Raw genomic sequence first — 22,061 nt, forward strand, 5'->3', positions numbered from 1 at the left:
TGTCGTACGCTCCCGTCAAGCGGACGCAGACGATCTGGCGAGTGGAGACAAGTGGATGCAGCAGCGCCCCACGGTGCTTATCGCCGGCGCGAGCGGCGTGATCGGACAGGCTTGCGTCGACCATTTCGGCGGTTCGGGCGAATGGAACGTGCTCGCGCTGTCGCGCCGCGCGCCCGACAGCGCAGCCCCGCATAATCATCTGGCCGTCGATCTGACCGATGCCGACGCTTGCGCTGCTCTCGGGCCGAAGCTTGCCGGCGTCACGCATCTCGTCTTCGCCGCGCTCTACGAAAAGCCGGGGCTTTATGCCGGCTGGCTCGAGCGGGACCAGATGGAGCGCAACCTCGCCATGTTGCGCAACCTGATGGAGCCGCTGCTCGCCCGAGCCATCGGCCTTCAGCACGTCAGCGCGCTGCAAGGAACCAAAGCCTATGGCGCGCACATACACCAGATCGCGGTCCCCGCGCGCGAGAGCGCCCCGCGCGATCCGCACGAGAATTTCTACTGGCTGCAGGAGGACTACCTGCGCGCAAAGCGGCAGGGCGCCGACTGGGCGCTGACGATCTGGCGCCCGCAGATCGTGTTCGGCGAGGCGACCGGCGTCGCCATGAACATGATCCCGGTATTGGGCGCCTATGCTACGATCTGCCGGGAGCTCGGCATGCCGCTCGCCTATCCGGGACGGCCAAGCGGCGTGTCAGAGGCGGTCGATGCGGGGCTGGTCGCGCGGGCGCTGGCGTGGGCGACGACTGCACCCACCGCGCGCGACGAGACGTTCAACCTGACCAACGGCGATGTCTTCGCTTTCGCCAATGTCTGGCCGGCCATTGCCGACGCGGTGGGGCTTGCGCCGTCGTTCGGCCAGCCCTTCAGCCTGGTCAACTTCCTGATGGAGCACCGCGACACCTGGGCGCGGATCGCGGCGCGCGAGAGCTTGCGCGAGCCCGATCTCGAAACGCTGGTGGGCGAAAGCCACCACTACGCCGACCTGCTGTTCGGCGTCCATGCGCCGGCCGATGCCGAGCGCGCGCCGGTGCTGGTATCGACGATCAAGCTGCGCAAGGCGGGGTTCGCCGATTGCGAGGATACCGAGGAAATGTTCGTCCGCCTGCTGCGCCGCATGCGCGAGCGCGGCATCACGCCGCGTGTCTAGCCGAGGCGCGGTTGGGGCGTGAATTCCTCCCACTCGGCATAACCGGCGTCCTGCGGGATCGCGACCACGGTGCCCCCGTCGCGCGCGCTCACCACCGGGGTCAGCGGCACGATCGCGCGCTGCAGCGCGGCTTCGAACGCGGTGCGCGGGCAGGGTGTTTCGGTCAGGCGGAGCAGGCTGAGCTTAGTCGGGAACATGATCCCCGCATCGCCACGCCGCGCGCGCTCCAGCGCTTCGTGCGGCGCGATCCATTCGAGCTCGACCGTTTCCGAACCGTCGCAGCGCGCTTCCTGCTCGCGGCCGACGTGCGCGAGGTAGAAGCGCGTGTCGAAGCGCTTGGGCGCATCGACCGGGGTGATCCAGTGGCCGAACGGTGCAATCGCGCCGAGGTCGAGGTGGCCGCCGCTGGCTTGCACCACCTCGCGGAACAGACTGCCGTGCGGGCGGTCGGGCGCAGTCGGGCACTCGCCGTTGCCGCCGGTGACGAGCAGGATCGCCGCTTCTTCCCACGTCTCGCGTGCCGCAGCGATGCGGTGCGCGCGCTCGTGGTCGCTCAGCTCTTCGTGACCGCACAGCAGCGGCAGCCAGTCGGGGTGCGAGTCTTCGGGATCGACCACGCCGCCGGGAAAGACCAGCGCTGAGGCAAAGGTCGCGGCGGCATGGCGGCGCACCATCAGCACTTCGAAAGGATCCTCGCGAACGAGCAGGACGGTGGCTGCGGGACGTGGGGTGGCGGGCGCCTTGTCGGCATCGGTCATGGTCGGGCGATTTCCTTGGGCGCGAGTGAGAGCATCGCGGGCACTTCGGCCAGCGAGCGGACAACGTCGTTGAGGTGGGTGCAGCCGTTGGTCCGCCGCAGCATCTGCAGCACGGTGCTGCGCAGCTCGGACAAGGGCATGCCGACGAGGAAGCGCAAGTTGGCGATTGCGCCCGGGCATTCGCCATAAGGCAGCGTGCCGGCACGCGCGTCGATGGCGGTGACGAGGCCGGTTGCTGCATCGGCACTCGCCCAGAGCAGGTATTCGTGGAGCGCGCGGCGACCGCCTTCGCGGGTATTCGAGCTGTCCTGGAAATGCGTTTCGATCCGCACCATGTCGCCCTCGCGCCAGGCATCGATGCGCCGCGCGCGGCGGAACTGGATCTCGCCGGTCAGGTCGGCGAAGGTGTGCCAGCCTTCGGGATCGTCCGGCGAGCGGATGGGGCCTACGTCGCTGCTGTTCTGCTGCAGCACCGGCGCGCCCTGGTCGACGATCCCGCGCGAACCGGGGCGCAGGCCGAGACAGTTGCCGAGCATCGCCTCGGCATGGGCCTTGCGGCCTTCCTCGGTGGGGGCGGTGGCCCAGCCCGGAAACCAGCGGCTCCACGCCCAGCGCGAAACGAGCGTGGTGCCGGCAAGGTCGTCGAGCATCAGATAGAGCGGCGTTCCGGCCTCGCCCTCGCCCGGCAGCGCTTCGTTGAGGATGCCGCGGAACTTGCCCCCCGGCCGCGCGCCCTTGAGCGCTGCCAGGGCCGGGCGCGGCGGTGTCGACGTCAGGGCGACGATCGTGCGGTCGTGCGCTTCGACTTCGAGCGCGTCTTCCGCGAGCACTTGCGGTGGCTTGGCCAGATTGTGCGTCCATGCATCGCGGCAGCGGCCATGGATCATCGTCCCTCCCCGCAATCCGTCTGGCCAGGTCGCTTCCAGCGTCATCGTCCGCCGGACCGAATGCGCGCGGCGCAGGGGCGAAGTGCCGATCGGCTGCGACGGCGCCTGCGGCCAGACCGGCAGCGGATCGCCGGCAAGGTCGAGCCCGCGCGTCCCCGGCTCGTTCTCGTAGCTCACGCGCGCCGCCTCGGATGCGCGAGCAGCCCGTTAAGCGCGGCGACGAGCGCGACCGGCTGCTCGATCATCGCGTGGTGGTGGCAGAACGGAAGCGAGACGGGCGCGCCGCACGTCGGCATCGCCGCAACGAAAGCATCGACCGCGTCCGTCCCGGCGAAGTCCGAGCGGTCGGCGTGGATGTAGTCGACCGGCACGGCAAGCCCGCGCAGCGCGGTGGTCATTTCCTCGCGGTCGCTCGCCGCGAAAGTCTTGGGATCGAATTTCCAGCCCCAGCCTTGTGCGCTCTCCCGCAGCGAATGCTGCGCAACATAATCGAGCACATCCCTGTCCGGCCAGGCGCCGGGCGGGCTCAACCGGTAGCGGGCGAGCGCGTCCTCGCGCGTGGCGTAGAACTTCTCCGCCGGGGCCTCGCCCAGCTTGCTGCCGCCCTCGCGGAATGGGTGCGCGTCGATGACCACCGCGCGTTCTACTAGCTCGGGCTCGAGCCAAGCGGCATAGAGCCCGCTAATCGCGCCGAAGCTGTGCGCGACGATCGTCAGCGGTTCCAGCGCCGTGTCGCGCGCCACCGCCAGCACTTCGCGCGCATACTGCTTGCGGCTGTAGGTCTCGCGCCGGTCGCTGTCGCCCATGCCCGACAGGTTGATCGCGGCCACGCGGTAGCGGTCGGCGAACCACGGCGCGATATGGTCCCACCATCCCGCGTGGGCGATGAAGCCGTGGACGAAGATCAGGCCGGGCTTGTCGCTCTGGTCGAGGCCCCAGCCGCGATAGCGGATGACCGCGCCTTCCACCTCGACCGCGCGCTCTTCGCACGGCGCGGCCCAGGCGGCTTCGAGCCACTGGCGCTGCGGCGGCGTATCGGCGGGGGGATCGTCGTAGCCCATGCCGCCGGGGCGGATGGCGAAAGTCCTGGCGCGCTTCTCGCTCAACGCTCGCGCTCCGCGCGCTGCGCCTGTTCCCATGCTGCGGCGGCAAGCGGGGCGAAGCGCCTGGCGACTTCGTGCGATTGCGCGTTCGAGGCGTTGCCACGGAGCGTGCGCCCGATGATGCCGTGGAGGATCGCGGCGAGGCGGAACATGTTAAACGAGACGTAGAACGACAGGGCCGGGATGCGCTCGCGTCCGGTGCGCGCGCAGTAGGCGGCGACGTAGTCCTCCTCGCTCGGGATGCCCTCGGGCCGCGCCGTAGCGAGCGAGTTGCCTGCCTCGCCCGGCGTGCGCCAGACCATCACGTTGTAGGCGAAGTCGGCCAGCGGATCGCCGAGTGTCGACAGTTCCCAGTCGAGCACCGCGCGGATTTCGGGCCGGTCGGCCGCGAACATCACGTTGTCCATCTTGTAGTCGCCGTGGACGAGGCGGCGGCTTTCGGCGTCTCTGGGCATGTTCGCCGGGAGCCATTCGATCAGCCGGTCCATGTCGGCATTGCGCCCGGCAAGCTCATCCTCGCGATATTGCTTCGAGAAGCGCGCCACCTGCCGCTCGACGTAGTTGCCAGGTCGGCCATAGTCGCCAAGGCCGATCGCATCGACGTCGAACGCGTGCATCCGCGCGATCGTTGAATTCATCGAATCGTACGCGGCAGCGCGTTCGGCGGGCGAAAGGTCGGGCAGCAGCGGGTCCCAGAATACGCGGCCGGGGACGAGGTCCATGACGTAGAACATCGAGCCGATTACGGCGTCGTCGCTGCACAGACCCAGCACGCGCGGAACGGGGAAGCCTTGCCCCCCCAGCGCCTGCATCACGCGGAACTCGCGGTCCACCGCATGGGCCGAGGCGTGGAGCAGGCCCGCGGGCTTGCGGCGGAGCACGTACTGGCGCGTCGGAGTGGACAGGCGGAACGTGGGGTTCGATTGCCCGCCTGCGAACTTCTCCACCGTCAGCGGCCCGGCATAGCCCGCCACGTTCTCTTCCATCCAGCGCGCCAGCGCCGCTTCGTCGAACCTGTGGCGCTCCTCTACCGGGCCTGCCGTGCGCTCTCCGCTCATGCGCTCACTTGCCCCTGAACACCGGTTCGCGCTTTTCGAGGAAGCTCGCGACCCCTTCCTTGTGGTCCTCGGTCTCCATCAGGCGGCGGATCGCCTCGATCGCCCAGGCGCCAATTTCGCGAGGGCTTCCATAGGAGTGGCGCGTAAGGCCTTCCTTGATGAAGCGCAGCGCGAGCGGCGGGTTGACCGCGATCCGCGCGGCAAGCGCCTGCGCCCGCGCCATCAGGTCCTCGTGCGGCGTGACCTCGCTGACGAGACCGATGCGCAGCGCCTCGGCGGCGTCGATCACGTCGCCGGTGAACATCAGCTCGGCCGCCTTGGCCGGTCCGACGATCGCGGGCAGGCGGTAGAAGCCGCCGACGTCGGGGACGAGCCCGCGCTTGATGAACATCTCTGAGAACTTCGCCCTCTCCGAAGCGATGCGGATGTCGGCATAGATCGCCAATTCCATCCCCCAGCCGATCGCCGCGCCGTTGATCGCGGCGATCATCGGCTTTTCGCATTCGAGCGCGGCCATCGCGGCGGGGGTGGGGGAGTGCTTGACGATCGTCAGCGCCGAGCGCGTCGCAGCGAAGGACTTGGGCCCCGCCATGATCTCGGCGACATCGTCGCCCGAGCAGAACGCGGGGTCGGCGCCGGTGACGATCACGCACCGCACCTCGTCGTCCGAGGAAGCGGACTTCAGCGCGGCTTCGAGCTGGGCATAGGCGTTCCAGTTGAGCGCGTTGCGCCGGTGCGGGCGGTTGAGGGTGATCGTTGCGATGTGGTTTTCGACCGCATAGATCACGTCTTCGGCGGGGTTTTCCTCGCTCATGGCATCCTCTCCAATTCGGGTGTCGGGCGCGCTGTCACCGATGCAGCAGCGCCAGCGCCTGTTCGGCCAGCATCGGGCAGCCGTTCTCGCCGACTTGCGCGGTCGGCGTCTGCCCCGCGAGCGCGCGGGCGTAGACGCCGTGGCTGATCGAGGCGAGGCGGAAGACCGAGAACGCCAGCAGGAAGTTCCAGTCTTCGAGGCTCTCGCGGCCCGTCCGCTGGCAATAGGCATCGACCCACTGCTGCTCGGTCGGGATGCCGCTGGTCGCGAAGTCCACGCCGTCGAGCGAGCCCCAGGTCGCGCCGTGCGAATGCCACAGGAAGCCAGAATAGCCGAGGTCGGCGAGCGGATGGCCGATGGTCGACAGTTCCCAATCGAGCACCGCGACGATGCGGGGTTCGGTCGGGTGGTACATCACGTTCTCGAGTCGGTAGTCGCCATGCGCGATGGCGACCGACGCGTCTGCCGGGATGCGCGCGGGAAGTTCCTCGATCAGCTGCTCCATCGCCGGGACCGGCGGTAGCGGACAGTCGCGATACTGGCGGGTCCAGCGCGCGATCTGGCGCTCGAAGTAGTTGCCGGGCTTGCCATAGTCGCCAAGGCCCACGCCCTGCCAGTCGACCTTGTGCAGCTTGGCGAGGGTGGCGTTGAGATCATCGTAGATCGCCGCGCGCTCGGCTGACCCCATCCCCGGGAGCGTTGCATCGCGGAAGATGCGGCCTTCGAGGAAGTCCATGACGTAGAAGGTGGTGCCGATTATTTCGGGGTCGGTGCACAGCCCGCGCATCACCGGCACCGGCACGTCGGTGGCGCCGAGCACCTTCATCACCTTGTATTCGCGGTCGACCTGGTGCGCGCTCTGCAGCAGCTGGCCGGGTGGTTTCTTGCGCAGGACATAGCGCTTGCCGCCCGAGATCAGCAGGAAGGTGGGGTTCGACGCACCGCCTGCGAACTGGCAGACCTCGAGGTTGCCGGCGTAGCCGTCGACGTTCGCGGCCATCCAGCGGTCGAGCGCGGCCTCGTCGAAGCGGTGCTTGTCGGTCACCGCGCCGATGCGCTGGCCGACGCCTTCTTCCCTCACTTCGTCGGTGCTGGCGCTCATCCCTTTCGTCCTTCCATCCATGCAATCATCTCGGTCCGCAGCACCGGCTTCAGCGTCTTGCCGCTCGCGTTGCGGGGAAATTCCTCGGTGCGCACGTCGATCGCGACCGGCACCTTGAACGGCGCAAGGTGCTGCGCGACATGCGCCTTCAGCTCGGCCTCGGTCACGCTTTCGCCGGGCTTCAGCTGCACCAGCGCGCCGACCTCCTCGCCCAGCACGCGGTCGGGCAGGCCGACGACGGCGGCATCGATCACCGCCGGGTGCGCGACCAGCACGCTTTCGACCTCAACGCAGTAGACGTTCTCGCCGCCGCGGATCAGCATGTCCTTCTTGCGGTCGAGCAGATAGACGAAGCCTTCCTCGTCAATCCGGCAGACGTCGCCGGTGTGGTACCAGCCGTCGGTAAAGGCGGCGGCGGTGCCTTCGGGATTGTTCCAGTAGCCCGCGACGACGTTCGGCCCGCGAATGCACAGTTCGCCCGAAGCGCCCTGCGGCACTTCGTTGCCGGCATCGTCGACGACCTTGAGATCGACGCAGGGGACCGCGATGCCGACGCTGTCTGGGTGGGTCAGGTAGTCCTCGGCGCTGTGCGTTGCCGAAACCGACGAAGTCTCGGTCGCGCCATAGCCCTGGCCGACCGGGAACCACGGGAAGACCTGGCTGAAGCGGATCGTCAGCTCCGGAGCGATGGCCGCGCCGCCATAGCCGTAACCTTCGAGGCTCGACAGGTCGCGCTTCGAAAAGTCGGGCGATTCCAGCACCTGCCAGACCATCGCAGGCACGCCGGTCGTGGAATTGACCTTCTCGCGTTCGATCAGTTCGAGGAAACGCTCGGGGTTCCACTTGTACATCAGCACGATCTTCCAGCCTGCGACGATCGCCGGGACCATCATCGAATTGGTGCCGGTGACGTGGAACAGCGGCACCGGGATCAGCAGGGTCTTCTGCTCGGGCGCCGGCGCGTCCGGCTCGGGCGGCGGCGGCAATTCCTCGCCCCGGCGGATCGCGGCGCGCGCGCCGTTGAAGCCGAGGCTGATCATGTTGGTCATGATGTTGCGGTGCGACCCCATCGCGCCCTTGGGTCGCCCGGTGGTGCCGCTAGTGTAGAGGATGGTGGCGAGATCGTCGGTGTCGCACTGCGGATCGGGCATCGGGTCGTCGGGCAGGCTGCTGTAGTCGGCAGGCTTTCCGATCAGGCTTTCGAGCGTCACCGCGCCTTGCGCAGCCTCACCGCGCGTCACGATCAGGCCGGCGAGATCGAGCCGGCCGACTTCGGGTGCGAGGCGGTCCAGTCGCTCGCCATCCACGATTGCAACCTTCGCGCCCGAGTTCTCGATGCCGTAGGCAAGCTCCTCGCCCGTGCCCCAGGCATTGAGCGGCGTCAGCACCGCGCCGATCGAGGCTCCGGCCCAGAAGGCGATGATCCATTCGGGCAAGTTGCGCATCGCGATGACCAGGCGATCGCCCTTCTGCACGCCAAAGCGCTCGGCCAGAATGCGGCCGAGCGTTCCCGCGGCGCGGAAAGCCTGATCGTAGGTCAGGCGCTCGTCCTCGAATACCACAAACTCGCGATTCCCCCAGCCGCGCCCGATCTCGAAAACCTCTCGCAGGCTGGTCATCGCGTTCACGTATGTGCGGTATGTACGTCCGCGGATCTCGGTTTCCTGCATCTCGAACGGGGCGCCCGACGCAGTCAGGACGCGATAGGTTTCGGCGATGCTGACGGCCGGCCAGCCTTGGGGAATCTGTCCCGGCTGGACGTGCGGGGTGGTCTCGGCGGGACTTGCTGCAGCTTCCATGATCGTCTTCTCTCCCGGGGCTCCGTCGCGGCAGGTCGATCACGCGCGGATACCCTCGACCTTGTCCTTGGGTGCCATTAGTTAATCGCTTAGTCAAACGCTCGCGCCGTGATATCTCGCGACCGCAAGCCTCGACATTGCAAAGTTTATAACAGACTCTAAGTTTGTCCAGCGACCGGAAAGCTTCCGGCGCTGCTCGAGAGGAAAAGCCTATGCTGGTGGGAGATATTCCGGCGCTTGCGGCGCACCGTGCGCCCGATGTGCTGGCGGTACAGTTCCAGGGTCGTGCCTGGACCTACGCCCAGATGCGCGACAAGGCGTGGCAGCTCGGCAATGCGCTGATGCGAATCGCCGACATGGGCGACCGTATCGCGATCCTCGCGGAAAACTGCCCGGAATACGTGCTAGCCTATTATGGCGTACCGGCAGCGGGGATGGCGCTGACGTTCCTCAACTATCGCCTCTCTCCGCGCGAACTCGCTTGGATCATCGGCAATGCCGGACCTTCGGTGCTGATCGTCGAGGACAAGTTCATGGGGGCGATCGAACAGATCCGCGCCGACATCCCGACGGTCAGGCACCTGATCTCGATCGGCGAGACCCAGCCCGGCACGCTGGGGTTCGACGCCTTCCTCGCCACCGGTGAAGCGAGCCCGCCGCCGGTGCAGGTACGCGAGGACGACCTTGCCTGGCTGCTCTATACCTCGGGCACGACTGGCCTGCCCAAGGGCGCGATGCTCAGCCACCGCAACGTCGTCGCCGCGGTGATGAACAGCCTCGTCAGTTGGGACAAGGACCCGCCCGGCGGCCCCGATCCGGTGTTCATGCTGACGTTCCCGATGTATCACGTCGCGGGCTATGCGCTGCTGGTGAACCACTTGCGCGCAGCGCCGGTCGTGGTGATGCAGAACTTCGACATCGAGGTGTTCTTCTCCACGATCGAGCGGCACAAGGTGACCGCGCTTTCGCTCGCGCCGACAATGATCGCGATGCTGCTCAACCACCCGAGCCGGGCGAACTACGACCTCTCGAGCCTGCGCAACATCGGATACGGCGCCTCGGCCATGCCCGCCGCCGTGCTGCTACGCGCGCGAGAGATCTGGCCGCAGGTGCGCTTCGCCACCGGTTTCGGCATGACCGAGCTGGCAGGCAACGTCATGGTCCTCACCGCCGAGGAGCACGACGAGGCGGTCGATAAGGGCTTGCCGACGCTCAATTCGGTCGGCCACCAGATGCTGCTCAGCCGGGTCCGTGTGGTCGATGGAGAAGGCCGCGACGTCGCGCCGGGCGAGGAGGGCGAAATCCTCGTCAAGGGCGACCAGGTGCTGTCGGGATATTGGCGCAATCCCGAAGCGACCGAAAGGTCGTTTGTCGACGGCTGGTTTCATACCGGCGACGTCGGCCGCTGGAACGAGCAGGGCTTCCTTTGGATCGTCGACCGCAAGAAGGACATGATCGTCACCGGCGGCGAGAACGTCTACCCGCGCGAAGTCGAGGAAGTGCTCTACAAGCACCCCGCCGTCCTGGAAGCCGCCGTCATCGGCGCCGAGGACGAAAAGTGGGGCGAGGAAGTCGTCGCGGTGATCTCCTGCCGCAACGGTCAGAGCACCACCTGCGCGGACCTCGTCACGCACTGCCGCGAACACATCGCCAGCTACAAAAAGCCCCGCGCCGTCGCTTTCGTCGACGAACTGCCCAAGAATGCCTCGGGCAAGGTGCTGAAGCGCGAGCTGCGCGAATGGATCAGGGACGGGCGGCTGGAACTGCTGCGGCCCTGATACGTCTGAGGGCCACGGGGTGGCCCTCAGATACGCCTAGGTGTAGTTCTACCCCATCTAGGTGTCGTTCAGGTCACCACCACGGATAGCCGCTCGGCATGTCGGTAGAGACCTTGTTCGGGAACGCGGGCTTCCGCTTTTCTATAAACGAAGCAACACCTTCCTTCACATCGCCGCCCGATCCCAGCTCCAGCGCGAAGGGCCCGTCGATCTTCAGCAGGTCGAACGGCAGTTCGGCAGAACCGAAGCGCCAGATCATCGCCCGCGTCAGCGCAACCGACACGGCAGAGGTGTTTTCGGCGATGCCCAGCGCGATCTCCCGCGCACGGGCCAGCAACTGGTCGTGCGGCACGACTTCGCTGACAAGGCCGCCCTTGAGCGCCTCTGCCGCATCGAAGACATTGCCCTCGATCGCCCAGCGCAGCGCCTGCGCGGTGCCGACGAGGCGCGGCAGGAACCACGCGCTGCCAGCTTCGGGGACGAGGCCCCGCCGCGCGAAGACGAAGCCGAAGCGCGCCTGGTCCGATGCGATCTTGATGTCGGTAGGCAGCGCCATCGTCGCGCCGACCCCCACCGCCGGTCCGTTGAACGCTGCAATCGTTGCCTTCTTCGAATTGAACAGCGCGCCGACGAAGCCACCGTTGCCGCCGAGGCCACCATCGCCATCGGCGCTGCGGCTGGCGCCGAAGTTCTTCGCGCCTTCGCCCGACTTGGTGTCGAAGCTGCCCGCGCCTGCCGAGATGTCGGCCCCGGCGCAGAAGCCCCGACCGGCGCCGGTCATGATGATGACGCGCACGGCGTCGTCATCGTTGGCGAGCCCCACCGCTTGCGCAAGTTCGGCGCCCATCGTCGCGGTGAAGGCGTTGAGCTTGTCGGGCCGGTTTAGGGTGATGGTCGCCACCGGTCCGTCGACGGCATAGAGGATGTCGCTGAACTGCATTGCTTTTCCTCGCCTCAGGCGTTGAAGTTTAGCTTGAGGCCGGGCCGCGGCCAGCGGGCCTTGTAGAGCTTGCCGGTGCCCGAGCAGGTGATGAAGACAGTCTGCATGTCGTCGCCGCCGAAGCAGATGTTGGTCGTGATCGGATCGGGGAAGGCATAGTGCTCCCAGTTCCCGTCCGCCGGATCGAACGAGGTGATCCCGCCGTTGACCAGCGTCGCCACGCAGACCCGGCCATTGGCCTCTACCGCAAGGCTGTCGAACAGCTGGTAGCCGGGAAGCGGGCCCATGACCTTGCCCGCGGTCCACATGTCGGCAGGCGCGGCGAGTTCGCCCGGCGCCGCCACGTCGAATTCCCACAGGCGGCCGGTTTGCGTCTCGGCCACGAAAACCTGTTTGCCATCAGGCGAGAGGCCGACGCCGTTGGGCGTGGTCATGCCATCGCGCGCGAGCAAGATCTTCTTGCCGTCGATCGTCGCGTAGTGGAGGTGGCCGACGTGGCTGACGTCGCCATTGCTCTTGCCGAGGTCGGTGAACCAGAAGCCGCCGTCCTTGTCGAACACGATGTCGTTGGGCCCGCGCAGCGGCTTGCCGTCGCATTCGCTGTAGAGCGTGGTGACTTCGCCGGTGGCGAGGTCGACGCGCTGGATCGAGCCGGTGACATAGTAATCGGGGGTGCCGTGGGGCAGGGTCAGGCCACCCGCCTCGTTCCACTGGAAGCCGCCGTTGTTGCAGACATAGACCGCGCCGTCGGGCCCGATCGCAGCGCCGTTGGGGCCGCCGCCCAGCTCGGCGATCACTTCCTGCCGGCCATCGGGATGTACGCGCGTGAGGGTCTGACGTTTAATCTCGACCAGCACGACCGAGCCGTCGGCCATGGCGATCGGGCCTTCGGGAAATTGCAGCCCTTCGGTGATCAGTTCGAATTCCATTGTTCTCTCTCCCGGGGGGTGGCGGCGCGCGAGGGAGCGCGCCGCCGTTTCACATGGTCTTGCTCAGCGGATGCCCGGAACGTGAAGCCTGGCGGCTTCGGCGTTCTTGGCGCGCGTCAGGTCGTCGGCGTACTTGCCGAACTCCATGCGCGCGATCGTGCGGGCGTGGACTTCGTCCGGACCGTCGGCGATGCGCAAGCTACGCTGGCCCGCCCACATGCGGGCGAGGCCCGGATCGCTGGTGACGCCGGCGCCGCCGAAGGCCTGGATCGCATCGTCGATGATCTGCAGCGCCATGTTCGGGGCCTGGACCTTGATCATGGCGATCTCGAGCCGCGCCGACTTGTTGCCGGCGCGGTCCATCATGTCCGCCGCCTTGAGGCAGAGCAGGCGGGTCATCTCGATGTCGATGCGCGCGCGCGCGATGCGCTGTTCCCAGATCGAGTGGGTCGAGATGGTCTTGCCGAAGGCGACGCGGGACTGCAGGCGGCGCGCCATCTTTTCCAGCGCGACTTCAGCCGTGCCGATGGTGCGCATGCAGTGGTGGATGCGGCCAGGCCCGAGGCGCCCTTGCGCGATCTCGAAGCCGCGGCCTTCGCCCCAGATCACGTTCTCGACGGGCACGCGGACGTTCTCGAGCAGCACTTCGGCATGGCCGTGCGGCGCATCGTCCCAGCCGAACACCGGCAGCATGCGCAGGATCTTGATGCCCGGCGTGTCCATTGGCACGAGCACCTGGCTCTGCTGGGTGTAGGAGCCTGCCGAAGGATCGGTCTTGCCCATCAGGATCGCGACCTTGCAGCGCGGATCGCCGACCCCCGAGGACCACCACTTGCGGCCGTTGATGACGTAATGGTCGCCATCGCGCTCGATGCGGGTCTCGATGTTGGTCGCGTCCGACGAAGCGACGGCGGGCTCGGTCATCAGGAAGGCCGAACGGATGTCGCCGTTCATCAGCGGACGCAGCCACTGTTCCTTCTGCTCGCGGGTGCCGTAGCGATAGAGCACTTCCATGTTGCCGGTATCGGGCGCCGAGCAGTTGAACACTTCCGAGGCGAAGCCGACGCGGCCGAACAGTTCGCAGACCGGCGCGTATTCAAGGTTGGTGAGCTGTTCGCCTTCGAACTGGAAGGTTTCGTCAAGCTGCGGCTGGCCCGAATGCGGCGGCATGAACAGGTTCCACAGGCCGGCAGCCTTGGCCTTGGCCTTCAGCTCCTCGACGATCGGGATGACCTTCCAGCGCTCGCCTTCCTCGTGCTGCTGCTCGTAGATCGGAACAGCAGGATAGATATGCTCTTCCATGAAGCGCGAGACACGATCGACCCAGTATTGCTGTCGATCAGTATAAGTAAAATCCATCAGGTCATCCTTTCTTGGAGGTATCGGCCGCATTGCCCGGCCGGTTGCGGGGTTTCAGCAAACCTTTTTCGCGCTATGCGGGGTTGGCCGCAGCGATCGGTGGAGTGGTGCGAATGAGCGAACAGACCTTGCGCAAGACCGCGGCGGAATTGCCGAAGAGCCGGCGCGAGGCGGGCAAGGAGGAGCGGCGTCGCCGCATCATCCATGCCGCGAAGGAAATGATCCGCGAGACCGGCAGCACCGGCCTGTCGATGCGCGCGCTGGCCGAGCGCGCCGGGGTGAGCCTTGCCACGCCCTACAATCTCTTCGGCTCGCGCGGGGCGGTGGTGCTCGCGGTGCTCGACGACGTGCGCGATTTCCGGGCCCGCTTCGCCGAAGCGCGCACCGGCGACCCGGTCGACCACATCCTTGCGGTGGTCGATCTCGGCGTCGACTACTATCTCGCCGACCCGGCTTTCTACACCACCTTGTGGCGCGAGGTATTCGCCATCTCGGGCGAAGTGCGCAGCGCGATCTACAACCCGCGGCGCGACGAATTTTGGTTGGGGCTGGTGCGCGACATCGCTGATGCCGGCCTGCTGCGCGAGGGCATCGAGCCCCTTCGCTTGCTCAAACAACTCGACCACCAGTTCCGCTCGGTCATGCTCGACTGGGTGGCGGGTGACCTGTGCGCGATCTCGCTGGGGCCGACCATCAAGCTTGGCTACGCGCTGATCCTGTGCGGCGCAGCGAGCGAGGCGGCGCGAGCCAGCTTCGAGCGGCGCGTAACGCAGTGCCACAGCATGTTGGAAGAGGCCGAAGAACGGAAGGCGCGCGCGGACTAGACCGACGCAGCCTCCCGTCCTTCGGACGGAGGCATCACCGCCCTCGAGGGAGCAGGGGGCGCCGGCCGGCAAGAGCCGGGCGCCCGCGCTGCAAGAGGGAATGCCTCCGATGGGCATTCAGACAACTTCCGGACGCGTCGTGTCGATCGCCTGCCAGCCGCTGCGCGGACGGATCTGCGACTGCTTGCGGTAGTCGACGTCGTCGTAGGTGAGTTCGGAGAACTCCTTCCGCTTCGGGCCGAGATAGCCGAACAGGAAGGCCGCGACCTTGCGCATCTGGATTTCTTCGGTGCCCTCGGTGATGCGATAGCGGCGGTGGTGGCGATATATGTGCTCGAACGGCTTGTGCCGCGAATAGCCGATGCCGCCGTGCACCTGGATCGCGCGGTCAGCCGCTTCGCAGCACAGCCGGTTCGCCCAGTAGTTGCACATCGAGACCTTGTCCGAAATCCGCTTCTCCACTTCGGGATGGGTCATCTGGTCCATTTCCCAAGCGGTCTTGCGGATCAGCAGGCGCAGCATCTCGCACTGGGTGGCGAGCTCCACGAGCGGGAACTGGATCGCCTGGTTGCGCGCGAGATCCTCGCCGAACGGCTGGCGCATCCGGGCATAGCGCACCGATTCCTCGATGCAGTAGACGGCTGAACCCAGCGAGCCCGCGGCCTGGCGGATGCGGTTCTCGTGCACGAACGACTGCGCAAGCGGGAGGCCGTTGTCGATGGGGCCGAAGATCGTGCTATCGGGCACCCAGACATTGGTGAACGACACGCGCGGGTGATCGGTCGGCATGTTGAAGGTCCACAGGTACTGCTCGACTTTCACGCCCGGATCGTCGGCGGGGACGAGAAAGCAGGTGATGCCGCGCGCCGCGCCATCTTCGCCCGAAGTGCGGGCGAACAGCGCACAGTGGGTCGCCACATGCATGCCGGTGGTCCACATCTTCTCGCCGTTGATCAGCCAGCCCTCGACGCCGTCGCGGGTCTCGCGCAGGGCGCGTGTTTCCATGTGGGTGGCGTCGGAGCCGTGATAGGGCTCGGTCAGGCCGAAGGTGACGCGGCGGGTCCCGTCGAACATGCCCTGAATAAATTCGGCGCGCTGTTCGGGCGTGCCGAAATCGTCGAACATCTTGGCGAAGGGATTGTTGGCGACGATCGAATGCTCTGTCTGCTGGTCGTAATGCAGCCCGAGGCCCTTTGCCGCGAGGTATTCGCGGATGACGGTCATCCACAGGTTGTTGCCGCCCTTGCCGCCGAACTTGGGGTCCATGGCGAAGCGCAGATGCCCCGCCTTGTCAGCGCGGCGCTTGGCCTCGCGCATCAGCTCTTCCCACTCTTCGCGGGGTAGGCCGTCGTTCTCGAAATCGGTGCGCGCCCATTCGCGGCGGTGGTCGAAGAAGCGGACGTTGTCGTCCTGCTCCTCGAGCGGCCTGATCTCCTTCTCGATGAAGGCGTCGAGCTCCTTCAGGTAATCGAGCAGATCCTGGGGCAGGCTGAAATCCATCACGTCTCTCCGTCGTTACAGGTCATTGTCGCGGCAGCGCCGGCCGGGCGCGAAGGCCCGGCCGGTTGCCTCGGGGTGGCGAAGGGCGTGGTCGTTCGCCATCCGCGGGGATCAGTACCGGAAGCTCAGTGTCGCCCCGAAGGTGCGGGGGTTGCCGGGGTAGCGGTTGATCGAGTCGTTCACCCGGAACGCCGAGGTCCAGTAATACTTGTCGGTCAGGTTGCGGGCCCAGACCTGGAACCGCCACTTGTCGTCGTGCGCATTGACCCCGACGCGCGCATCGAACGTGGTATAGGCATCGATATCGAGGCTGGGGAACTGGCCGAACGCGCCATTGGTCTTGCCGTAGTAGAGCATGTTGCCGCCGATGAAGGCGTCCAAGCCTTCATTCACCGGGAAGCTGTATTCGGCATCGACGTTAGCCTGCCACTTCGGCGTATAGGCGAAGGGCTCGCCGCCGAAGTCGCCCTGCACACCGAACGAATCGAAGTTGACGAAGCCGTCGCCGATCCGCGAGTTGATGTAGGTGACCGCAGGGCGCAGGCGTAGGCCGTCGACGGGGTTGAGCGTCAGGTCGAGCTCGGCGCCCCAGATGCGCGACTTGGGCACGTTGACGAGCGCCGGCAGCGGACCGAAGGCGATGTCGGGAATGCGGCCCAGCACCTGCTTGTTGGTGTAGTCGTAGTAGAACACCGCGCCGTTGGCCTGGACGCGGCCGCCCGCCGCGGTGATCTTGGCGCCGGCCTCGAAGGCGAGCACCGATTCCTGCACCACCGGCTCGAACTGGCGGGTGGTCGCGGCGGCGAGTGTCGGGAAACTGCCCGCCTTGTAGCCGCGCGAGGCGTTGAGATAGAGCAGCACGTCGCGGCTGGGCTTATAGTCGAGGCCAGCGCGCCACGAGATGTTGTTCTCGTTGAGCTTGTCGCGCGCACCTTCGGGCTGGACGTTGGCGAGGTTGATCGTGCCGCAGCCGCCGACCGGAACCGGGGTCGAGGTGGCAGGTTCGCCGCGCAGGGTGTGTATGTAGGCTTGGATCGCCTGTGACACGAGCCCCCAGCTGCCGTCGATGTCCTGGCCGCAGCCGTAGAGCAGCTGGCGGTTCGCCTGAGTGAACCGCACGGCGCCGTGCGCGGTGAACTGGTCGTTGATCTCGTAGTCGACGTTGGCGAAGACGCCGTAGGTGCGCAGGCGCTGCTGGGTGTTGGGGCGCGTGGGGCCCAAGGGAATGCCGAAGACGCTCGCGCTCGACGATTGGGTGTAATACTGAACCGTGTTGTCATCGACGTAATCGTATTCGTAGTTGCCGCCGACGATGTAGCTTAGTGCGCCGATCTTCCCGTCGAGCCGCAGCTCCTGATAAAAGGTGTTGATCTTACCGAAGCTTTCGGCGCGGTAGTCGTTGAACGGGGTTCCGTCACCTTCGACCGGCTGAAAGCGACGGAAGCGTTCGAAGGCGGTGATCGAAGTGATGTGCGCTGCCTCGCCGAGGTCGATCTCGTTGCGGAGCGAACCGAGGTAGAAGCGGTTGTTGCGCCTGAAGCTGACGCCCGGATCCCAGTCGGAGACGCGATTGTCCTGTGGCGCGCGAGGGAAATTGCGGAAACCGTCGGGGATCAGCGGACCGTCGTTGAGTGCGACGAACTGGTAGTACTGCGGCGCGACTGATTCCGAATGGTCGCGCTGCGCGGTGAGGTTGAGCGTTGTGCGCCAGTTGGACGTCGGCTCCCACACCAGCAGGAAGCGGCCCTGGAGGAAGTCCTTCGAGCCGAGCCGGTCGCCGGGGCGGGTCTGGCTCTTCTGCCAGCCGTCGCCACGGGTGTAGCGGCCGGCGATGCGGATGCCGAGCGTCTCGCCGAGCGGCGCGGCGACATGGCCCTGTAGGTCAAGCGTGTTGAAGCTGCCGAAGCTGCCGTCGAAGCCGGCCGAAAGCTTCGACGTGGGCTTGCCGGCGATATAGTTGAGCGCGCCGCCGGTCGAGTTGGAGCCGAACAGCGTGCCCTGCGGCCCCTTGAGCACTTCGAGCCGCTCAAGATCGAGCGCGAGGCCGAGCGTCTCGGCGGGGAAAGGCACCGGCACTTCGTCGATGTAGGAGCTGACCGTCGGGCTCGCGCCGAGGCTGGTTTCCTGGAAGCCGACACCGCGGATGGTGAAGACAGGCGTGCCATAGGCGGATTCGTTGTAGGTGAAGCCGGGCACGACCTTGGTCAGCTGCGTCGCATCGGTGACGCCGAGCTTGGTCAGTTGGTCGCCGCTGGCAGCCGTGATCGACATCGGCACGTCGTTGATCTTGGCCGCGCGCTTCTGCGCCGTGACGATAATCGCGCCGTACATGTTGTCGTCGTCGGCCTGGGCGGCCTGGGGCGCTTCCTGCGCGTAAACGATGGAGGGGGCGGCGAGCAGGGCAATGACGGCTGTGCCGAGGGACAAGCCGCGGGCGGTCGCTGTTCTGGACATAATTCAATCCTCTCCTGTGGGATCGTTTCGCCGCCGCTTGGGCAGGGGCGATGCGTCCCTCATTGTGTCGTTTGCCGGTCGGTCGAGCGGACGCACGATGCGGCCAGCAGGGATATTTTTATATCACGTTATAACTATGTCCAGTGGTCTTGCGCCCGAGTCCCGCGCCGCAGAGGGGTGGCAGCACGCGTGAAGCAGACTGCAACCTGCGCAAGCATGTAACCAAACCCTTGGATTTCCGTCGATAATTCGTCCACCTCTTCCCGCTCGGGTAGTTCGAAGTATTTTACTTGAGCGATTAATTGAAAAGTGAGAATGCCGGATCGGACGCGAAAGGCAAGGCCCGCGCGCGTTCGATGACCTGCAGGGCCAAAGGCACAGGAACCAGCGACATGGCCGCATCCGGCAAGCTTCTGATCGAGCGCGAGGGCGACGTCTGCGTCATCCGCTTCAACGACCCGGCGACACGCAATGCACTTGCGATGGACATGGCCGCCGAACTGCGTGACGCGCTGCTCGCTGCCGAATCGGATTGCGGCGCGGTGCTGTTGGCGGGTGGCGACAAGGCGTTCTGTTCAGGCGCCAATCTTTCCGGTCCGAAGATGGGAAGCGGCGAAATCGATGCCGGTCTGGTCCTGCAGGACACGGTCAATCCGCTGATGATGACGATCCGCGATCTCTCGATCCCGTTCATCACCTCGGTGCGCGGGGCGGCGGCAGGCGTCGGTGCTTCTCTGGCGCTGGTCGGCGACCTGATCGTCGCTGGCGACGATGCCTATTTCCTCCAGGCGTTCTGCCGCATCGGTCTCGTCCCTGACGGTGGCTCGCCGTGGCTCCTGACCCGCACCGCGGGGCGCGCGCGCGCGATGGAGATGATGTTGCTGGGCGAGCGCCTGCCCGCGGCCAAGGCGCTGGAATGGGGAATGATCAACCGCGTTGTTCCTACCGAGGAAGCTGATGCCACTGCTCTCGCCATCGCACAGCAGTTGGCTAACGGCCCGCGCCTCGCGCTCGGCCTGATCCGCAAGGCTGGCTGGTATGCTGCCGACAACGGCTTCGGCGACGAACTTGCACTCGAACGCAATCTGCAGCGCCAGGTCGGCAAGAGCGCTGACTTTGCCGAGGGCGTTACCGCCTTCCTGCAGAAGCGACCGGCGCGCTTCAACCAGCGCTGAACCAGGGATTGAGGGAGACAACACCATGAATGCCATCACCACGAACGAGCGTGTCAGCATTACCGTCGAGGGCGGCGTTGCCGACGTCCGCCTGACCCGCGCCGAAAAGCGCAACGCCTTTGATGATGCGATGTTCGAAGGGGTCAACGCTGCCATCGCCGAACTCGCCGCCAACCCTGCTGTCCGCGTGGTGGTGGTATCTGGCGAAGGGCCGTGCTTTTCCGCCGGGCTCGATCTGTCGAACTTCGGCAAGATGGCGTCTGGCGACTTCAAGAGCGGCGAATCCATCGTCGCCCTGCCGCGCACGCCGACCGGGGCCAATCGGGGCCAGCAGGTCAGCTTTGGCTGGCGCGACTTGCCGGTGCCGGTGATCATGGCGGTCCATGGCGTTGCGCTGGGTGCCGGCTTCCAGCTCGCGCTCGGCGGCGATTTCCGCTTCGTAACGCCCGATGTGAAGATGAGCGCTTTCGAGATGAACTGGGGCCTTACTCCCGACATGGGAGCTTTCCCCATCCTGCGCGAGCTGGTGCGAGCCGACGTCGCGCGCGACCTCGTCTATTCGGCCCGCGTGGTCGAGGGGGAAGAGGCTCTCGCAATCGGACTTGCAACTCGCGTCTGCGCCGATCCGCGCGCCGAGGCTTTGGCCTACGCACGCGAGATCGCGGGCAAGAATCCCGACGCAATCAAGGCTGCCAAGCGCATCTTCAACATGGGCACCGATGCGACCGTGGCCGAAATTCTCGAGGCTGAAAGCCGCGAAATTGGCGCGCTGATCGGCTCGCCCAACCAGAAGGAGGCGGTCAACGCCCGCCTCGAAAAGCGCGAAGCGCAGTACGCTTGAGCCATCGAGCGGCGGTCAGGCGCTAACGCGTCTGGCCGCCGTCCACGGGCACGACTGCCCCGGTCACGAAGCTTGCTTTCGGGCTGAGCAGAAAGGCCGCCATGCTGCCGATCTCTTCCGGCGTGCCGAAGCGACGCAGGGGAACTTCCCGGCGGATCCACCCCCACCAAGCCTCACCACGTTCGCCCGTCGAGCGTGCTTCCCAGTCGCCACCGGGGAAGATGATGTTGCCGGGCGCCAGGGCGTTGACCCGGATGCCGTCCTTGCCGCCGACCCGCGCCAGTTCCTTCGCAAGGTGGTTCATGGCGGCCTTCGCCGTGCCATACGTGACCGGCGTGCCCAACGCGCCCAGCCCGGCGATCGAACTGATCATCAGCACCGATCCTTCCTTGCGCGGCGTCATCACCCGCATCAGCGCGCGGGCAAGTTTGAACGCTGAATCGAGATTCTGCCCGATCCCGGCATCCCAGGTGGCGTCGTCGACTTCGAATCCCGGCGGGCACGGGTGCAATCCCACGTTCGCCACACCGGCCCAGACTGGTCCGAGATTGGCTTCCGCACCGTTTACAAGGGCATCGATCGTTGCGCTTTCGCGCAAGTCTCCTGCCATCGACCAGAGACGGTCAGCGCCGTAACGCTCGTCCAGGCGAGCACGCTGTTCCTCCAGTGCCTCGGCACCGCGTGCGGCGATAGCGACCTTGGCCCCCTCGTCGAGCAGTGTTTCGACGATACCGAGGCCGATGCCGCGGCTTGCCCCGGCAACGACCACGACCTTGCCATTGAGGCCCAGATCCATGCTTCTCTCTCCCGAACGTGATGTTCGAAAGACAGGCTATTGCTTGACCGATTAACTTACAAGCGTGTCGCTCAGGCAGCCTTGGGCTTCAATCCTGCAAGCACGATCTCGGATACCTGCTCCGCGAACCTGTCGCGCAGCGTCTCGTCGATCTGGCGAACGCCGAACACGTGGTCGAGCGCGGAGCGCGAGTGGAAGATCGCATCGCAGGCGCCGACCAGTGCGAAGTGGAAGATCATCGGATCAACCTTGCGGAATGCGCCCGAGGCAAACCCTTCCTCGAGGATCGCCTTCTGGGCATTGACTGCTCGGCGTGTGTAGGTTTCCGAAATGTGCCGTGCGATCTCGGTCTCGCTTTGCGACTGCAGTTCGATCAGCAAACGGTTGAGATAGGGAAACTGGTGGTAAAGCCGCATGATCCCGTAGACATGCTTGCGCATCTTCTCTTCCGGCGGGATCGCCAGGCCGACCAGTCGATCGAGCCCTTCGTAACTGGCTCCCGCATCCCGCTCGATCAGCGCCTCAAGCAAGCCCTGCTTGCTGCCGAAGTGATAGCGGATCAGGGCGGAATTGATCCCCGAGCGTTGCGAAATGTCGGCAAAGCTGACGTTGGTCGTGTTGCCCTCGCTCATCAGGGCGCCGGTTGCGTCGAGCAGCAGGTCGCGTGTGGAGCGGGCTTCGGATGCGGTCTTGGCGTTCGGTGCCTTGCGGCGAGCGGTGGTCGAGCGGGTCATCAAACGCCTGTAGCAACGCAGTGGGACACCATGACCCACTGTCGATAGCCGACCGCA

General features: G+C 66.1%; 19 protein-coding genes. 5 read left to right on the top strand and 14 right to left on the bottom strand.

The genetic code is table 11. The features are described 5' to 3' along the window. Positions 1-55 precede the first annotated feature (55 nt). Positions 56-1,153, top strand: a complete 1,098-nt coding sequence (locus HHL27_RS16270) for an NAD-dependent epimerase/dehydratase family protein (RefSeq protein WP_169494442.1) — start codon at positions 56-58, stop codon at positions 1,151-1,153. On the opposite strand, the gene HHL27_RS16275 is transcribed toward HHL27_RS16270, so the two are convergent. The 7 genes from HHL27_RS16275 to HHL27_RS16305 are packed head-to-tail and all read right to left on the bottom strand — an operon-like array spanning position 1,150 to position 8,674. Next, positions 1,150-1,911 carry an NUDIX hydrolase gene (locus HHL27_RS16275; protein ID WP_169494443.1) on the bottom strand — a complete coding sequence of 254 codons (762 nt, stop codon included), beginning with the start codon at positions 1,909-1,911 and terminating at the stop codon, positions 1,150-1,152. The two genes, HHL27_RS16270 and HHL27_RS16275, sit on opposite strands and share 4 nt — an antisense overlap. Next, positions 1,908-2,975 (bottom strand): DUF2889 domain-containing protein, encoded by a 1,068-nt coding sequence (locus tag HHL27_RS22810; RefSeq protein ID WP_169494444.1) that lies wholly within the window; start codon positions 2,973-2,975, stop codon positions 1,908-1,910. The genes HHL27_RS16275 and HHL27_RS22810 overlap by 4 nt, the downstream gene beginning before the upstream one ends. Continuing rightward, positions 2,972-3,904, bottom strand: a complete 933-nt coding sequence (locus tag HHL27_RS16285) for an alpha/beta fold hydrolase (RefSeq protein ID WP_169494445.1) — start codon at positions 3,902-3,904, stop codon at positions 2,972-2,974. The genes HHL27_RS22810 and HHL27_RS16285 overlap by 4 nt, the downstream gene beginning before the upstream one ends. Further along, positions 3,901-4,959 carry a phosphotransferase family protein gene (locus HHL27_RS16290; RefSeq protein WP_169494446.1) on the bottom strand — a complete coding sequence of 353 codons (1,059 nt, stop codon included), beginning with the start codon at positions 4,957-4,959 and terminating at the stop codon, positions 3,901-3,903. Before HHL27_RS16290 ends, HHL27_RS16285 begins: the two co-directional genes overlap by 4 nt. A gap of 4 nt (positions 4,960-4,963) precedes the next feature. After that, positions 4,964-5,773, bottom strand: coding sequence for an enoyl-CoA hydratase/isomerase family protein (locus tag HHL27_RS16295; RefSeq protein ID WP_169494447.1), 810 nt, complete (start codon positions 5,771-5,773; stop codon positions 4,964-4,966). 34 nt (positions 5,774-5,807) lie between these two features. Beyond that, complete coding sequence (locus tag HHL27_RS16300) at positions 5,808-6,875, bottom strand: phosphotransferase (protein ID WP_169494448.1); 1,068 nt, start codon at positions 6,873-6,875, stop codon at positions 5,808-5,810. Continuing rightward, complete coding sequence (locus HHL27_RS16305; RefSeq protein ID WP_169494449.1) at positions 6,872-8,674, bottom strand: class I adenylate-forming enzyme family protein; 1,803 nt, start codon at positions 8,672-8,674, stop codon at positions 6,872-6,874. The genes HHL27_RS16300 and HHL27_RS16305 overlap by 4 nt, the downstream gene beginning before the upstream one ends. A gap of 212 nt (positions 8,675-8,886) precedes the next feature. On the opposite strand from HHL27_RS16305, the gene HHL27_RS16310 reads away from it, so the two are divergent. Next, a complete protein-coding gene (locus HHL27_RS16310; RefSeq protein WP_169494450.1) occupies positions 8,887-10,452 on the top strand; it encodes an acyl-CoA synthetase in 1,566 nt (521 codons plus the stop codon). A 73-nt stretch (positions 10,453-10,525) separates the two neighbouring features. Here HHL27_RS16310 and HHL27_RS16315 read toward each other — a convergent pair whose 3' ends face one another. From HHL27_RS16315 to HHL27_RS16325, 3 genes are all read right to left on the bottom strand, one after another. Next, positions 10,526-11,392 carry an enoyl-CoA hydratase-related protein gene (locus HHL27_RS16315; RefSeq protein WP_169494451.1) on the bottom strand — a complete coding sequence of 289 codons (867 nt, stop codon included), beginning with the start codon at positions 11,390-11,392 and terminating at the stop codon, positions 10,526-10,528. Positions 11,393-11,406: 14 nt separating this feature from the next. Then, positions 11,407-12,321 carry an SMP-30/gluconolactonase/LRE family protein gene (locus tag HHL27_RS16320; protein ID WP_169494452.1) on the bottom strand — a complete coding sequence of 305 codons (915 nt, stop codon included), beginning with the start codon at positions 12,319-12,321 and terminating at the stop codon, positions 11,407-11,409. A 63-nt stretch (positions 12,322-12,384) separates the two neighbouring features. Beyond that, a complete protein-coding gene (locus HHL27_RS16325) occupies positions 12,385-13,680 on the bottom strand; it encodes an acyl-CoA dehydrogenase family protein (RefSeq protein WP_169494453.1) in 1,296 nt (431 codons plus the stop codon). Positions 13,681-13,793: 113 nt separating this feature from the next. Between HHL27_RS16325 and HHL27_RS16330 the strand changes: the two genes are divergently transcribed. Then, entirely contained in the window at positions 13,794-14,504 is a 711-nt protein-coding gene (locus tag HHL27_RS16330) for a TetR/AcrR family transcriptional regulator (RefSeq protein ID WP_169494454.1), read from the top strand. A 117-nt stretch (positions 14,505-14,621) separates the two neighbouring features. On the opposite strand, the gene HHL27_RS16335 is transcribed toward HHL27_RS16330, so the two are convergent. Together HHL27_RS16335 and HHL27_RS16340 are read right to left on the bottom strand one after the other, a co-directional pair. Beyond that, on the bottom strand, positions 14,622-16,004 hold the full coding sequence (locus HHL27_RS16335) for an acyl-CoA dehydrogenase family protein (protein WP_169494455.1): 1,383 nt from the start codon (positions 16,002-16,004) through the stop codon (positions 14,622-14,624). A 111-nt stretch (positions 16,005-16,115) separates the two neighbouring features. Further along, the gene (locus tag HHL27_RS16340; RefSeq protein WP_169494456.1) at positions 16,116-18,458 is read right to left on the bottom strand and encodes a TonB-dependent receptor; all 2,343 of its coding nucleotides are present in this window, start codon (positions 18,456-18,458) and stop codon (positions 16,116-16,118) included. A 392-nt stretch (positions 18,459-18,850) separates the two neighbouring features. Here HHL27_RS16340 and HHL27_RS16345 point away from each other — a divergent pair, with 392 nt between their 5' ends. Together HHL27_RS16345 and HHL27_RS16350 are read left to right on the top strand one after the other, a co-directional pair. Further along, complete coding sequence (locus HHL27_RS16345) at positions 18,851-19,633, top strand: enoyl-CoA hydratase-related protein (RefSeq protein WP_169494457.1); 783 nt, start codon at positions 18,851-18,853, stop codon at positions 19,631-19,633. A 25-nt stretch (positions 19,634-19,658) separates the two neighbouring features. Further along, the gene (locus tag HHL27_RS16350; protein WP_169494458.1) at positions 19,659-20,474 is read left to right on the top strand and encodes a crotonase/enoyl-CoA hydratase family protein; all 816 of its coding nucleotides are present in this window, start codon (positions 19,659-19,661) and stop codon (positions 20,472-20,474) included. A gap of 22 nt (positions 20,475-20,496) precedes the next feature. Here HHL27_RS16350 and HHL27_RS16355 read toward each other — a convergent pair whose 3' ends face one another. Together HHL27_RS16355 and HHL27_RS16360 are read right to left on the bottom strand one after the other, a co-directional pair. After that, entirely contained in the window at positions 20,497-21,270 is a 774-nt protein-coding gene (locus tag HHL27_RS16355; RefSeq protein ID WP_169494459.1) for an SDR family NAD(P)-dependent oxidoreductase, read from the bottom strand. 71 nt (positions 21,271-21,341) lie between these two features. Next, positions 21,342-22,004, bottom strand: a complete 663-nt coding sequence (locus HHL27_RS16360; protein ID WP_169494460.1) for a TetR family transcriptional regulator — start codon at positions 22,002-22,004, stop codon at positions 21,342-21,344. Between the last annotated feature and the right edge of the window lie 57 nt (positions 22,005-22,061).

This window comes from Novosphingobium olei, from assembly GCF_012927405.1.
Classification (GTDB): Bacteria; Pseudomonadota; Alphaproteobacteria; order Sphingomonadales; family Sphingomonadaceae; genus Novosphingobium; species Novosphingobium olei.